We start from the raw sequence: 13,887 nt of genomic DNA, 5'->3' as shown, positions 1-13,887 counted from the left end.
CCGCCGTACGACAGGGCGTGGATGAACGTCCGATGAGAAAAGCGGATGTTCGGGAACGATTCGTCCGCGCCTGATCGTCTTCTGGGTGGGATGAACAAGACGATCAGGCGCGCATCGGTCTTCGCGCTGCTCCTGGTGTTCGCTCTGCTGATCCGGGCGACCTGGGTGCAGTTCTACGAGGGCCAGGCACTCGCGGACGACAACGACAACCGGCGGAACGCGATCGAGACGTACTCCTCGCCGCTCGGGAACATCATCGTGGCCGGAAAAGCGGTCACGGGGTCCGAGAAGGTGACGGACAGCGACCTCGCGTACAAGCGGACGTACACCAACGGCAAGCTGTACGCGGCGGTGACGGGCTACGCCTCGCAGGCCTACGCCCCGACCCAGCTGGAGGGCATCTACGCCGACCTCCTCAACGGCACGGACAGCAGACTGAAGACCGTCATGGACACGATCACCAACCAGCGGGCCGAGCCCGGTGATGTGATCACGACGATCGACCCGGCCGTGCAGAAGGCGGCCTACGAAGCGCTCGGCGACACGAAGGGCGCGGCCGTCGCGATCGACCCGGCGACCGGCAAGATCCTGGCCGTCGTGTCGACGCCGTCGTACGACCCGTCCTCGCTGACGGACGCCAACACCGCGGGCAGTGCCTGGAAGCAGCTCAACGCGGACTCCGACAAGCCGCTCACCAACCGCGCGCTGCGCCAGCCGCTGCCGCCCGGCTCGACGTTCAAGCTGGTGGTGGCCGCGGCCGCGCTGGAGGACGGCCTGTACTCCTCGGTGGACGAGAAGACCGTCAGCCCGGACCCGTACACCCTGCCGGGCACGGTGACCCCGCTGGGCAACGAGAACTCCTCGGCGCCCTGCGAGAACGCCTCGATCCGGGTCGCGCTGGAGTACTCCTGCAACACCGTCTTCGCGAAGATGGCCGTCGACCTGGGCCAGGACAAGGTGAAGGCGATGGCCGAGAAGTTCGGCTTCAACAACGCGGAGCAGGACGTCCCGGTGCGGGCCTACGAGAGCGTCTATCCCTCCGACATGAACAAGTCGTCCACGGCCCTGACCGGTATCGGCCAGTACGACGTCACGGCCACCCCGCTTCAAATGGCCATGGTCTCCGCGGCCATAGCCAACGGCGGCCAGCTGGTGACGCCCCACATGGTGTCGACGATCACCGACCACGGCGGCGACGTCCTGAAGAACTACGACGACGAGGCGAGCACGACCCGGATCGTCAGCGCCGGCACGGCCGAGCAACTCCAGTCGGCGATGCAGTCGGTGATCCAGGACGGCACCGGCACCAACGCCAGGATCGACGGTGTCACCGTGGGCGGCAAGACGGGCACGGCCCAGCACGGCGAGAACAACAGCAAGACGCCGTACGCCTGGTTCACGTCCTACGGAAAGGCCGACGGGAAGGAGGTCGCGGTGGCGGTGGTGGTGGAGCAGTCGAACGCGGCCCGCTCGGAGGTGAGCGGCAACGGGCTGGCCGCCCCCGTGGCCAAGGCCATGATGGAGGCGGCCCTGAAGAACTGAGTCCTCCCGGTGGCTACTTGGCGCCGAGCACCTGCTCGATCGGGTCGATGGCGAAGTACACGAGGAACAGCGCCGAGGCGGCCCACAGCAGCCAGTGGATCTCCTTGGCCTTCCCCAGCACCACCTTGATCACGACGTACGCCAGGAACCCGGCCCCTATGCCGTTGGTGATCGAGTAGGTGAACGGCATCACGGCGATGGTCAGGAACGCCGGGATCGCGATGTCGTAGCGGTCCCAGTCGATGTGCTTGACCTGCGTCATCATCAGGAAGCCCACGGCGACCAGGGCGGGGGCTGCGGCCTGGAGCGGGACGATGGTCAGCAGCGGGGTCAGGAACAGCGCCAGGCCGAACATCCCGCCGGTGATCAGGTTCGAGAACCCGGTGCGTGAGCCCTCGCCGACGCCCGCCGCCGACTCGATGTACGACGTGGCGGAGGAAGCCGACGCGGCACCGCCGGCCACCGCCGCCGCCCCGTCGATCAGCAGGACCCGGCCGAGACCCGGCACCTTGCCCTCCTCGTCGAGGAGCCCCGCCTCCGCGCTGATCCCGACGACCGTGCCCATCGTGTCGAAGAAGTCGGACAGGATCAGGGTGAAGATCAGCAGGACGACGGTGACGATCCCGACGCCGGGCGCGCTGAAGGAACCGAACAGGCTGAAGTGGCCGATCAGTCCGAAGTCGGGGGCGTCGACGACCTTGTCGGGCCAGGCCGGTGTGGTGAGCCCCCAGGTCTTGATGTCGGCGATCGAGTTGATGATCATCGCGAGGACCGTCATGGTGACGATGCTGATGAGGATCGCGCCCTTGACCTTGCGGGCGAGCAGCCCGATCGTCAGCAGCACCCCGAGGCAGAAGACGAGGATCGGCCAGCCGGTGAGCGCGCCGGTGCCGCCGAGCTGAACCGGCACGGTGGTGTTCGCGGCGTCGGGGATACGGCTGACGAATCCCGCGTCCACGAAGCCGATGAACGCGATGAACAGCCCGATCCCGACACTGATGGCCTGCTTGAGCGGTTGCGGGATGGCATGCATGACGGCCTCCCGCAGACCGGTCACCACCAGCACACAGATCAGCAGGCCCTCCAGGACGACGAGGCCCATCGCGTCGTCCCAGCTCATCAGCGGGGCGATCTGGAAGGCGACGACGGCGTTCAGGCCGAGCCCGGCGGCGAGGGCGAGCGGCAGGTTCCCGCCGACACCCATGACGATCGTCATCACCGCGGCCACCAGAGCCGTCGCGGTGGTCAGCTGGACCGCGTCCAGCTGGTGTCCGAACTTGTCCTTCGCACTGCCGAGGATGATGGGATTCAGGACAAGGATGTAGGCCATCGTGAAGAACGTGGCGAAGCCGCCGCGTATCTCACGGGCGAAGGTGGATCCCCGTTCGGAGATCCTGAAGTACCGGTCGACGGACATGCTCGCTGCTCCTTGGTGCCTGAATGATCGGTGTGCGGATGCTGGCTGGATTGTTCCTGCGTTGAACGCGCTTCAGGTTTTACCCGTGTTACGAATTCGGGGGCCGCCCCGTCATACATCGTTCGAAGACCCGTACGAGAACACATGATCGGTCACTGCTACGCTTCCGGATCTCCGCCCGGCCACCTCCGGACGATCACATGTCATTCACATGACACACAAGGGAGAGGGAGCCCGTGGGCACAGTCGTCGACGACGCCGCCTCCGTGGAGTTCCACGCCTTCTTCGAGCGCCACTACGCCGAACTGTCCCGCCTGGCCCAGCTGTTGACCGGGGAACCGGACGCCGCCGACGACCTGGCGGCGGACGCGTTGCTGGCGCTGTGGCACCGCTGGGACCGGGTGCGCGCGGCCGACCACCCGGCGGCGTACGCGCGCGGAGTGGTCGCCAACCTGGCCCGCACCCGTATCCGCAGCGCCGTCCGTGAGCGCCGGCGCGTCGCCCTGTTCTGGTCCCAGCGCGAGGAGAAGGTCGAGAACCCGGACGTGGCGGGCGCGGTCGACGTCCAGGAGGCGTTGCGCAGGCTGCCGTTCCGCAAGCGGGCGTGTGTCGTGCTGCGGCACGCGTTCGATCTCTCCGAGAAGGACACCGCGCTGGCATTGGGGGTGTCGGTCGGTACGGTGAAGAGCCAGACCTCCAAGGGGATGGCCGAGTTGCAGCGGCTGCTGGGCCCCAGGAACACTCCGCTGAAGATGCACGCCGCGATGGCGCGCACCGGTGACGCCGGAGGAAGGGACCGATGACCATGCAGCGGGACGCGCACCGCGAACTGCGCGCCCGGCTGCGGGACGCGGCCGAGGCACACGAGCCGAACCGCGAGCGGATGCTCGCGCGGATCGAACGCGGCATGTCGGAACAGACCCGCCCCGACCACCGGGCGACCCGGCCGCCGGTCTACGGCTGGGTGCGGGTGGTGAGCGCCACCGCCGCGGTCGCCGCCGTGCTGGGCCTCGGCGGTTACGCGGTGGCGTCCGCGGTGAAGAACGAGCCGCCCGCGCAGAAGCCGGTCGCCGCCACGGGCACACCCACTCCTTCCCCCGACGCGACCAGCCGTCCGCCCGCCCGGTCGGCGGATCCGACGCCGCGCACCACTCCCACCCACAGGGCCGAGCCGCCCAGCGGTACGCCCTCGTCCACGCCGAGCGCCTCCACCGAGGTGCAGGCGTCCGGCGTCGAGGACGGTCCGCTGTGGTCGGACGGCTCGGTGGACCCGCACAGCAACGAGTTCTGGGCGCAGAGCAACCTGACCTTCAAGACCTCCGAGCAACTGACCGCGCTGACGGTCGAGTTGAGGATCGCGCAGACCGGCGGTGTCACGAACGCCGGTGCCTGGCGCTCGCTGCCGGAGGACGACTTCACGCTGACCGTCGCCGAGAGGGACGGCTTCCTCGTCTACACCTGGGTGCTCAAGGACGGCCGCACGGTCCCGAAGGGCGAGTGGGTGTTCGCCGGGCAGTACGACCACAAGCGCGGCGGCCGGGACGCGAAGGACGACGGCTACACGGCGACGGCGAGAGCGAAGTCCGGGGACCTCGCCGTGAAGGGCGGCTTCGCGGCGCAGGACGGCAAGACGGACGAAGGGGACTCGTAGGCCCTCCTGCCGGAGCCTCACGAAAAAAAGTCTCCGCGACGCGGCAACCGTTTCCTCTCCAGCGGCCACTCCATGGTGCACGACCCCCGGCAGGACGGCGTTTTCGGCGGTTCCCACGGCTCCCACCCAGCCCAACACCCGCTTTTTGCACACAAGTTCGCCCCATGGGAACAACCTTTCGTTCGCCTTCGACGTCCCTACTAATGACCTGCTGGCCTGAGCCCCCCTCGGGCCGGCGGCTGCCGGCTGGAGCCCCCCTCGGGCCGGCACGAGGAACGCCCCGCCTGTGACGACAGGCGGGGCGTTCCGTCGTTCCGTCCCTCAGTTCATCGTGGTGCCGAGAGTGGTGGAGCCGGTGGTCAGGAAGGTCGTCGAGGGCAGCGAGCCGTCCGCACCGCGGGCGCCGTACGCCGTGCCGGCATCCGTCGACCTGAACGCGGGGGTCGCCACCCCGGCGTCCCAGTTGTTCGCCGCGGACACCGTGGACGTACCCGGCTTCGACGCCCCGCCCTTGTTGCCGACCGCGAGATTGCGCGCCAGCCGGGCCCGGCCCCTGGCGAAGTAGAACCCGGCCTCGGCGTTGGAGTACGCCGTGTTGCGGTTGAGCACGATCGCCCCGGTGTTGGAGTTCTCGGTGAAGCCGTGCAGCGTGTTGCCCCAGGCCGCGTTGTTGTTGACCAGGTGCGCCACCGTGACGCCCCCGCCGCCCAGCTTGAACCCGTTGCCGTTGCCCTCGAAGGCGCTGTCCCCCCACCGGTTCCTGCCGTTGCCGAAGGCCCAGCTGTGCTCGACGGTGACCGGCGAGGAGAACTGCCACAGGTCGAGCCCGTCGTCGGAGTTGTTGTACAGACGCGCCCCGGTGATCCGGTTGCCGGTCCCGGACCCGAACTTGACGGCGATCCCGTCGGCGTTCTGACCGTGCCCGGCGGGGTCGTAGTTGCCGTGGCTGTCCAGGTTCTGCACGAGGTTGTCGCTGGTCCCGTCCCCGCGCAGGGTGAATCCGGAGTCCCCGTTGTCCGCGGTGACGAGGTTCTTGAAGACACCCCCGACGGAGGAGGTGACGACGAGGCCCTGGGCCGGCGAGTTCTGGAAGATGAGGTTCTGGACGGTCCAGTGGTCGCCGTGGATCCCCGCCAGCCAGGACCCGGCGGGCAGCTCGGACCCGTCGATCCGCACCTTCTCGCTGCCGTACGCCCGCAGGGTGATCCGTGCCGAACTCGTGCCGCTCGCGGTGGACTTGAGGGTGGCCGACGGGGTGTACGTACCCGCGCGGACCTGGATGACCGTACCCGCACTCGCGTTCCTCACCGCCGCCTCCAACTGAGCCGTGCTGGAGACGGTGACCGTCGTGGACGCGGCCTCGGCCCCGCCGCCCGACAGGCCGAGGTACACACCGCCCGCGCCCGCGGCCACGGCGACCGCCGCCGCGATGGAGAGCGTTCGGGTCCGGCGGTGGCGTCCGGTGCTGTGACGCACGGAGGCGTTCCTTTCCTCGGGGATCGGGGACGCCCTGAAGTCGCCGCCATGGCCGGTGAGGTTGCCGCGCCTCGACGAGAACAACCGAAACTTTCGCTGCTTCTCATCGCGCACTCATCGATTGACGTGCTGTTTCCCGCTCGTAACACTCCGAAGGCGCGCACAGCCCCCAACAGAAACCCCCACACCCCCACATCTCAGGAGCGACATGCGCTCACGTATCCTCCTCGTCGCCTGTCTCTCGCTACTGCTGGCCCTTCTCACCGCACCGCCCGGTTCCGCCCACTCAGGAGCACCACCCGTGAGCCACCCCAAGTACGCCGGCTATCTCTTCGCCTACTTCACCGGCGAGGGCACCGCCGACGGCGAGCAGATCCGCTACGCCCTCAGCCGCGGCAACGACCCCCTGCACTGGCGCGAGCTCAACCAGGGCAAGCCCGTCCTGACGTCGACGACCGGCGAGAAGGGCCTGCGCGACCCCTTCGTGATCCGCTCCCCCAAGGGCGACAAGTTCTATCTGATCGCCACCGACCTGCGCATGTACCAGAACAGCAGTGGCAGCTGGGACGACGTCCAGCGGCACGGCAGCAAGTCGGTCATGATCTGGGAGTCCACCGACCTGGTCCACTGGACGGACCAACGGCTGGTGAAGGTCGCCCCGGACAACGCGGGCAACACCTGGGCGCCGGAGGCCTACTGGGACGACAGCCTCGGTGAGTACGTCGTCTTCTGGGCGTCGAAGCTGTACGCCGACGACGACCCCGGGCACACCGGCTCGACGTACAACAAGATGCTGTACGCGACCACGAAGGACTTCCGCACCTTCAGCGCGCCGAAGGTCTGGGACGACCCCGGCTACTCGGTGATCGACTCGACGGTCGTGAAGTACAAGGACACCTACTACCGCTACACCAAGGACGAGCGGGACCCCACCTCCAGCTCGCCGTGTGCCAAGTTCATCACCGGCGAGAAGTCGACGAGCCTGACCTCGACGACGTACGACCTGGTGGCGGACTGCATCGGCAACGGGGCCATGGACCGCGGTGAGGGCCCGACGGTGTTCAAGTCGAACACCGAGAAGAAGTGGTACCTGTTCATCGACGAGTACGGCGGCCGCGGGTACGTTCCCTTCGAGACGACCGACCTCGACTCGGGCAGGTGGACGCCGTCGACGAACTACCAGCTCCCGGCAAGTCCCCGGCACGGCACGGTCCTTCCGGTGACGCAGAAGGAGTACGACCGGCTGCTGGCCGCGTACCCGTCGACGCCGAACTCGGTGGTGGACGCGACGGCCGCCGACCAGAAGGGGTACGCGATCGTCACGGAGGCCGCGTCCAAGGTCGTGCTGCCGATGCGGCCGGGCTCCGATCTCGCCCGTCTGGCACCGGAGTTGGCGGTCGGCGAGGGGGCCCGTGTGAGCCCCGCGTCCGGTACCCGGCGTGACTTCCGCAAGCCGCAGACGTACACCGTGACGGCGGCCGACGGCACGACCCGCCGCTGGACCGTCGAGGCCGTGCCGACCGGCAGCCCCGTCCTGCCCGGTCTCAACGCCGACCCGGACGTGCACTATCTGAACGGCGAGTACTGGATCTACCCGACCACCGACGGCTTCAACGGCTGGAGCGGGACGCGGTTCAAGGCGTACTCGTCGAAGGACCTGGTCCACTGGAAGGACCACGGGGTCATCCTCGACCTCGGCGCGGACGTGTCGTGGGCCGACAAGTACGCCTGGGCACCGGCGATCGCCGAGCGCGACGGCACGTACTACTTCTACTTCTGCGCCGAGCAGCAGATCGGCGTGGCGGTGGCGGACTCCCCCGCGGGGCCCTTCAAGGACGCGCTCGGCAAGCCGCTGGTCGCGAAGGGCGGTGCGTTGCAGGGCCAGATGATCGACCCGGCCGTCTTCACGGACGACGACGGCACGTCGTACCTCTACTGGGGCAACGGGCACGGGTACGTGGTGCCGCTGAACGACGACATGACCTCGTACGACCCGGCGAAGATCGAGGACATCACCCCGGACAACTTCCGCGAGGGGTCCTTCGTGATCAAGCGGAACGGCACGTACTACTTCATGTGGTCCGAGGACGACACGCGCAGCGAGAACTACCACGTCGCCTACGCGACGGGACCGTCCCCGCTCGGTCCGTGGACCAAGAAGGGGACGATCCTGTCCAAGCGTCCCGAGTACGGCATCCTCGCCACCGGCCACCACTCCGTGGTGAACGTCCCCGGCACCGACGACTGGTACATCGTCTATCACCGGTTCGCCCTGAACGGGCCGGGGAAGGCGGGCGGGGACGGTATGCACCGCGAAACCACCATCGACCGCATGGAGTTCGCGCCGGACGGCACGATCAAGCCCGTGGTGCCGACTCTTGAGGGGATCCGGCCGGTGAGGAACTAGCTGACGAAGTACGTCGGGTTCGGCAGCTTGTACGTCTTGTCGGCGTAGCCGCCGTCGAGGTCGGAGTACTGGTCGCCGAAGTTGGCGATGATGTCGTATCCGAGGTCCTGCTCGATGTGCTTGCGGGTGCCGCCCTTGTACTGCACGGTCGTGCAGGTCCAGGTGCCGGGGGTGGCGCAGGCGCTCAGGTAGGACGGCGGGTTGGCCTTGTCCTTGAGGAACACGTGGTCGGCGTCGAGGTTCACATCGGCGCCGATCTTCTTCAGGTTCTCGACGGCGGCGGAGCGCTGCGCCTCGCTCAGGCCCGAGTTGTAGAAGACCTCGACGCCCTTCTTGTCCGCGTACTGCACCAGCTCGGCGCTGCCGAAGACCCCCGGGCGGTCGGCCTTGTTCACGTAGTCGGCCCAAGTGGTCGCGTTGTACGTGTAGTTGTAGCGCTTCTCGTAGTCGAGGCTGAGCAGCAGCGTGTCGTCGATGTCGAAGACGACGGCGGGCTTGTGGCCCTTGTGGTGCGCCTTGCGGGCGGCCTGGTCGATCTGCTTCCTCGCGGCCTTGTCGATGGCCGCGAGGTCCTTGGCGTACTGGCTGTCGGGAGACGCCTGGTAGACGCCGTTGGCGTCGGCCGTGGTGCCGTAGTAGGTGTCGATGTCCTTGACCAGGAGCCCGATGTTGTAGGGCTCGTGCGTGGAGTTGGCCGTGGACTGGTGGGCCGTGGCCGCACCGGCGCCGTACACGGCGACGCCGACGACCGCACAGGCGGTGGTGGCGGCAGCGATACGCAATGTCTTATGCATGACAGAGGTTCTACGCGCGTCACCCCCGCGGGCGCGAGACCCGCCGGGTAAAAAACGGGTCAAGCGCCCCGGGCCGGGGTCCTGAACGGCGCGATCAGTTCATCGTGGCGCCGATGGTGGTGCTGCCCGTCGTCAGGAAGGTCGTGGCGGGCAGGGTGCCACTGGAGCTGCGGGCGTTGTACGTCGTCGAGGCGTCCGTCGACCTGAAGGCGGGGGTGCTGATGCCGCTGTCCCAGTTGTTGCCGGACGAGGTGACCTTGGAGCCCTTGCTGACCGAGCCGCCGCCGTTGCTCACCGCGAGGTTCTTGCCGAGCTTCGCGGAGCTGGTGGCGAAGTAGTAGCCCCACTTGCTGTTGGCGTAGGCGGTGGTGCGGTTGATGACGATGGCGCCGGTGTTGGAGTTCTCGGTGAAGCCGTTGCCGGCGTTGCCCCAGGCCGCGGAGTTGTTGATGACGTGCGCGACGACCTCGCCGTCACCGCCCAGCTTGTAGCCGTTGCCGTCGCCCGCGAAGGCGGAGTCGGACCAGCGGTTGACGCCGTTGCCCATGGACCAGGTGTGCTCGACGGTGACGGGCGAGGAGAAGGACCAGAAGTCGATCCCGTCGTCCGAGTTGTTGTAGAGGCGGGCGCCGGTGATGAGGTTGCCGGTGCCGGAGCCGAACTTCACGGCGATGCCGTCGGCGTTCTCGCCGTGGTTCGCGGCGTCGTAGTTGCCGTAGGAGTCGATGTTCTTGACGGTGTTGTTCACGGTCCCGTCGCCGGTGAGCGTGAAGCCGGAGTCGCCGCCGTTGATGGTCTTGATGTTGTTCCAGACGGTCCCGGTGCAGGACTGGCAGACGACCGCGCTGTCCGGAGAGTTCTGGAAGGTGATGTTGGAGACGTTCCAGTAGTCGGCGGTCAGCTTGAAGATCCAGTCACCGTCGGGCAGCGACGAGCCGTCGATCTTCACGGTCTCCGAGCCGTACGCGGTGAGCGTGACCGGCGCGGAGGAACTGCCGTTGGCCGTGGACTGGAGGGTGGCCGTCGGGTAGTAGGTGCCGCCGCGGACCTGGATCACCATGCCGGCGGTGGCGTTCTTGATGGCGTTGGACAGGTCGGTCGAGTTGCTGACGACCACGGTCGCGGCCTGGGCCTGGGTGGGGAGGACGGCGAGGCCTGAGCCGAGGGCGAGGGCGGCCGTGGCGATGAGAGCGGTACGACGAGACATGGAGAGCGGGTCCCTTCTCGTGCGGGTGGGGGGATGGTTCACAGGACGACGTCGAGCCAGCCGAAGACCTCGTCCTGCATGCGGTCGACGAAGACATGGCCGAGGTCGGGCCAGGTCTTCAGGTGCAACCGCTCCTCGGCGCGGCGGGAGTGCCAGACGGCGCGCAGTTTGTCGTACGCGACCTGTACGCCGTCGGCGGGGAACAGCGGGTCGAGCCCGCCGTTGAAGAAGAGCATCGGCCTGGGTGCGGCGATGCTCGCCACGTCGGGGAAGTCGAGGAGCCGGGGCAGCCCGGGATGGAGCATGTAGTAACTGGACTGCCCGCGCAGGGTGTTGTTGCCGGGCACCATCATTTCCCTGAGGCCGGTCATCCAGCAGATGGCGGCCGTGGCGCGGACGCAGTCGGTCAGCGCGGCGGTCTGCCAGGCGCGGTAGGCGCCCATGGAGAAGCCGACGGCCGCGACCCGGCGGGCGTCCACCCGGTCGAGACCGGCGAGGAACCCGGCCGCGCGGGCGTCCTCGCGGGCCATGAGCCCGGCGAGCGAGGAGCCGAGGTTGTAGAAGTTGCTCGCCAGCGCCTGCTGCTGGTCGTAGCCGACCGGGCCGCGGTCGCCCCAGCCGAGGGCGTCCGCGCACAGGACGACATAGCCGCGGCGGGCCAGCTCGTCGCCGACGAACCGGCCGCTGAAGTACTTGTCGGCCCAGGCCTGAGCGGAGGCGAGCCGGGTGTCGTCGTACCAGGGCCGGACCAGTTTCTCCTTGCCGATGTCGAACTTCGCCCCGTGGTCGTGGAGCAGCAGCACGGCGGGGAACGGGCCGGGGCCGCGCGGGGTGAGCAGGGCGGCGCGGACGCGTTCGTGGCGGGTGAGGGAGAGGGTGACCAACTCCCTTGTATAACCGTCACCTTGGGAGACCTGACTGCGCTCGGGTGCATAGGGCGTTCCGTCCTCGCGGTCGACGAGCAGGTGCTCCTCGACCTTGGCACGTGCGTGCCGACGCCAGGTGCGGAAGTCCCGGACCGGTGAAGTCCCCCAGGCCAGCGGGAAGGTCAGCTCGGCCTTGAGCGCGGGGTGGAAGTCGGGCAGCGGACCGTCCACGACCCCGGCTTCCGCGGGGCCCACCCCTCCCCCGGCCAGCGCTGCCGCTCCGGCGCCCACCACGAACGCCCGCCGCCCCAGCGGGTCACCGGCGCGCATAGGGCCTCCAGTCCCCGAGATACGTGCGCCGGGTGTGCGTGGCCGCCTGCTCGGCGCTCAGCTGGGGCCGGTTGTCGGGGACGGAGATCACCGCGCCGGGGCCGGAGTTGGCGTACTCGCCAAAGCGCATGGTCTGCCAGGGGTAGGCCTCGCGCATGTTGGTGTAGGGCGCGACCGGGTCGATGCCGGGGCCGATCCAGGAGTCGCGCACCACGAGCGACGGCCAGGCGGTCGTCTCGTACGACGGCACCCACGGCCGTGCCAGCTTGTACGCCCCGTCCTCGGCGCCGGAGGTGATGCGGGAGCGGACGGCGAGGATGCCGTACGGGTTGGCGCGGGCCGTGGAGGGGGCGAAGACCATGCCCTTGGGGGTGAAGTCGACGTCGCGCTGGAGGGTGTGGAAGTGGCACTCCTCGAAGACGGCGGTGGCCCGGCCGAAGACGAAGTCGACGTCACCCTCGATGTAGCAGCTGCGGAAGTACTGCCGGTCGAAGGCGGTGAGCGCGGTCGTCTCGACGAAGAGCGTGTCCTGGTGGGCGAGGAGCCGGACGTTCTCGAAGTGGGTGCGGTCGCCGTAGGTGCAGGCGGCGACGGCCTGGGTGCCGGTGATGTCGGGGTGGTCGGCGCGCAGCCAGTCGTTGGCGAGGGTGAGGTCGCGGACGGTGAGGCCGGGGGCCGCGGAGGTGAAGGTGGCGGACCCGGCGGTGCCGTAGGTGCCCGAACCGTCGGGCTTCTGGGTGCCGTTGGCGTTGTCGTACACGATGACGGCGGCGCGGGGGTCGCGGACGGCCCCGCGCAGGGTCAACTCGGCAGCGGAGGCGGGGACGTCGACGACCTCGCGATACGTGCCCGGATGCACGACGATCGTCCAGCCGGGGCCGGTGACCGCGTCCACGGCGGCCTGGACGGAGTCGCCGGGGCGGACGTGGAGGACGCGGTGGCCGCCGCCGGCGAAGGCCGGGGTCGCTCCCGCCGCGGCGAGTCCGAAGCCGGCCGCGAGAAGGGTGCGCCTGCGCATCAGCACGACTCCTTCCAGGGCCGCCAGTCGCCGAGGTAGGTCTCCCGCGTGGCCGACTCGGCCTGCTCGCGGGTGAGTTGGGGCCGGTTCTCCGGGACGGTGATCCTGGCGCCGGGGCCGGTGTCGCGGTACTCGGCGAAGCGCTGGTTCTGCCAGGGGAAGCTGTCCGACATGTTGGTGTAGGGGGCGGCCGCGTCGATGCCGGGGCCGAGCCAGGTGTCCCGGACGACGAGCGACGGACGGGCCGTGGTGTCGGAGCTCGGAACCCAAGGACGGGCCAGCTTGTAGTGGGCGTCGGGGGCTTCGCTGCTGACGCGGCTCCTGGTGACGAGGTATCCGCGCGGGTTGGCGCCCGCCGTCGAGGGCGCGAAGACGAAGCCGTACGGCGCCGCCGCCAGGTCGGTCCGGTTCAGGGTCCGGAAGTGGCAGTTCTCGTAGACGGCGGTGCCCCGCCCGAAGACGAAGTCGACGTCACCCTCGGCGTAGCAGTGCGAGAAGTACTGGCGGGCGAAGGAGGTCAGGGCCATCGAGTCGGCGTACAGGGTGTCCTGGTGGCCGAGGAAGCGGCAGTGGTGGAAGGCGGAGCGGTCGCCCTGGACCTTGAGGGCGACGGCCTGGGTGCCGGTGATGTCGGGGTGGTCGGCGCGCAGCCAGTCGTTGGCGAAGGTGATCCAGCGGGCGGTGAAGCCGTCGGCCTGAATCGTGGTGGTGGCGGATCCGGTGGTGCCGTAGGTGCCGCCGCCGGGCTTGGGGGTGCCGGCCGCGTTGTCGTAGACGATCACGACGTCCCGGGGGTCCTCGGAGGCGCCGATCCAGGTCGCCTCGGTGCGGGTGGCGTCGACGGCGACGGTCTCCCGGTAGGTGCCCGGTGCGAGGACCAGGGTCCAGCCGCTGCCGGCGGCCGCGGTGACGGCGCCCTTGACGGTGGTGTGGTCGCCGCGGCCCCGGGGGTCGACGTAGAGCGTCTGTGGGGTGAGCCGGGCGGCCGGGGAGCCGAAGCGGCCGAAGGGGCGTCGGCCACCGGCGGCCCGAGCCGGGCTCGACGTGAGCGCGAGCGTGGCTGCCGCTCCGGTGCCGGCGAGCAGGAATCCCCTTCTGGACAGGGGGAGTTGGGCGTGGTGCGAGGACATGCGGGTGCTCCTTGGAGACGCGGCTCAGGGGGTGGGGTTCCTCGCGTGG

General features: G+C 69.0%; 11 protein-coding genes. 4 read left to right on the top strand and 7 right to left on the bottom strand.

Translation table 11 applies throughout. The annotated features are described in order from the left end of the window. Positions 1-90: 90 nt before the first annotated feature. On the top strand, positions 91-1,542 hold the full coding sequence (locus ABZT02_RS24180; RefSeq protein WP_356020494.1) for a penicillin-binding transpeptidase domain-containing protein: 1,452 nt from the start codon (positions 91-93) through the stop codon (positions 1,540-1,542). A 13-nt stretch (positions 1,543-1,555) separates the two neighbouring features. Here the strand turns inward: ABZT02_RS24180 and ABZT02_RS24175 are convergent, their stop codons facing one another. After that, a complete protein-coding gene (locus ABZT02_RS24175; RefSeq protein ID WP_356020491.1) occupies positions 1,556-2,959 on the bottom strand; it encodes an NCS2 family permease in 1,404 nt (467 codons plus the stop codon). A gap of 236 nt (positions 2,960-3,195) precedes the next feature. Between ABZT02_RS24175 and ABZT02_RS24170 the strand changes: the two genes are divergently transcribed. Next, positions 3,196-3,762: a SigE family RNA polymerase sigma factor gene (locus ABZT02_RS24170; protein ID WP_356020489.1), complete on the top strand. Its 567-nt coding sequence runs from the start codon at positions 3,196-3,198 to the stop codon at positions 3,760-3,762. Continuing rightward, positions 3,759-4,610 carry a hypothetical protein gene (locus ABZT02_RS24165; RefSeq protein WP_356020487.1) on the top strand — a complete coding sequence of 284 codons (852 nt, stop codon included), beginning with the start codon at positions 3,759-3,761 and terminating at the stop codon, positions 4,608-4,610. The genes ABZT02_RS24170 and ABZT02_RS24165 overlap by 4 nt, the downstream gene beginning before the upstream one ends. Before the next feature lie 321 nt (positions 4,611-4,931). Here ABZT02_RS24165 and ABZT02_RS24160 read toward each other — a convergent pair whose 3' ends face one another. Continuing rightward, positions 4,932-6,086 (bottom strand): right-handed parallel beta-helix repeat-containing protein, encoded by a 1,155-nt coding sequence (locus ABZT02_RS24160; RefSeq protein WP_356020485.1) that lies wholly within the window; start codon positions 6,084-6,086, stop codon positions 4,932-4,934. Positions 6,087-6,294: 208 nt separating this feature from the next. On the opposite strand from ABZT02_RS24160, the gene ABZT02_RS24155 reads away from it, so the two are divergent. Beyond that, entirely contained in the window at positions 6,295-8,493 is a 2,199-nt protein-coding gene (locus ABZT02_RS24155; RefSeq protein ID WP_356020483.1) for a family 43 glycosylhydrolase, read from the top strand. Here ABZT02_RS24155 and ABZT02_RS24150 read toward each other — a convergent pair. From ABZT02_RS24150 to ABZT02_RS24130, 5 genes are all read right to left on the bottom strand, one after another. Beyond that, a complete protein-coding gene (locus ABZT02_RS24150; protein ID WP_356020480.1) occupies positions 8,490-9,287 on the bottom strand; it encodes an HAD family acid phosphatase in 798 nt (265 codons plus the stop codon). The genes ABZT02_RS24155 and ABZT02_RS24150 overlap by 4 nt on opposite strands. A gap of 94 nt (positions 9,288-9,381) precedes the next feature. Continuing rightward, a complete protein-coding gene (locus ABZT02_RS24145) occupies positions 9,382-10,494 on the bottom strand; it encodes a chondroitinase-B domain-containing protein (RefSeq protein WP_356020478.1) in 1,113 nt (370 codons plus the stop codon). Positions 10,495-10,532: 38 nt separating this feature from the next. Then, positions 10,533-11,690, bottom strand: coding sequence for a dienelactone hydrolase family protein (locus ABZT02_RS24140; RefSeq protein WP_356020476.1), 1,158 nt, complete (start codon positions 11,688-11,690; stop codon positions 10,533-10,535). After that, a complete protein-coding gene (locus tag ABZT02_RS24135) occupies positions 11,677-12,708 on the bottom strand; it encodes a pectinesterase family protein (protein ID WP_356020474.1) in 1,032 nt (343 codons plus the stop codon). Before ABZT02_RS24135 ends, ABZT02_RS24140 begins: the two co-directional genes overlap by 14 nt. After that, positions 12,708-13,838, bottom strand: a complete 1,131-nt coding sequence (locus tag ABZT02_RS24130; protein WP_356020472.1) for a pectinesterase family protein — start codon at positions 13,836-13,838, stop codon at positions 12,708-12,710. The genes ABZT02_RS24135 and ABZT02_RS24130 overlap by 1 nt, the downstream gene beginning before the upstream one ends. Positions 13,839-13,887: the final 49 nt, after the last annotated feature.

The sequence above is a fragment of the Streptomyces sp. NPDC005402 genome (genome assembly GCF_040606575.1).
Taxonomy (GTDB): domain Bacteria; phylum Actinomycetota; class Actinomycetes; order Streptomycetales; family Streptomycetaceae; genus Streptomyces.
This window is presented reverse-complemented; position numbering and strand designations above follow the sequence as displayed.

Excerpts from the sequence above, each read along its gene's own strand:
- ABZT02_RS24140 (WP_356020476.1), bottom strand. The coding sequence starts at position 11,690 with ATGCGCGCCGGTGACCCGCTGGGGCGGCGGGCGTTCGTGGTGGGCGCC.
- ABZT02_RS24130 (WP_356020472.1), bottom strand. The coding sequence starts at position 13,838 with ATGTCCTCGCACCACGCCCAACTCCCCCTGTCCAGAAGGGGATTCCTG.
- ABZT02_RS24135 (WP_356020474.1), bottom strand. The coding sequence starts at position 12,708 with ATGCGCAGGCGCACCCTTCTCGCGGCCGGCTTCGGACTCGCCGCGGCG.
- ABZT02_RS24175 (WP_356020491.1), bottom strand. The coding sequence starts at position 2,959 with ATGTCCGTCGACCGGTACTTCAGGATCTCCGAACGGGGATCCACCTTC.
- ABZT02_RS24155 (WP_356020483.1), top strand. The coding sequence starts at position 6,295 with ATGCGCTCACGTATCCTCCTCGTCGCCTGTCTCTCGCTACTGCTGGCC.
- ABZT02_RS24180 (WP_356020494.1), top strand. The coding sequence starts at position 91 with ATGAACAAGACGATCAGGCGCGCATCGGTCTTCGCGCTGCTCCTGGTG.
- ABZT02_RS24145 (WP_356020478.1), bottom strand. The coding sequence starts at position 10,494 with ATGTCTCGTCGTACCGCTCTCATCGCCACGGCCGCCCTCGCCCTCGGC.
- ABZT02_RS24150 (WP_356020480.1), bottom strand. The coding sequence starts at position 9,287 with ATGCATAAGACATTGCGTATCGCTGCCGCCACCACCGCCTGTGCGGTC.
- ABZT02_RS24165 (WP_356020487.1), top strand. The coding sequence starts at position 3,759 with ATGACCATGCAGCGGGACGCGCACCGCGAACTGCGCGCCCGGCTGCGG.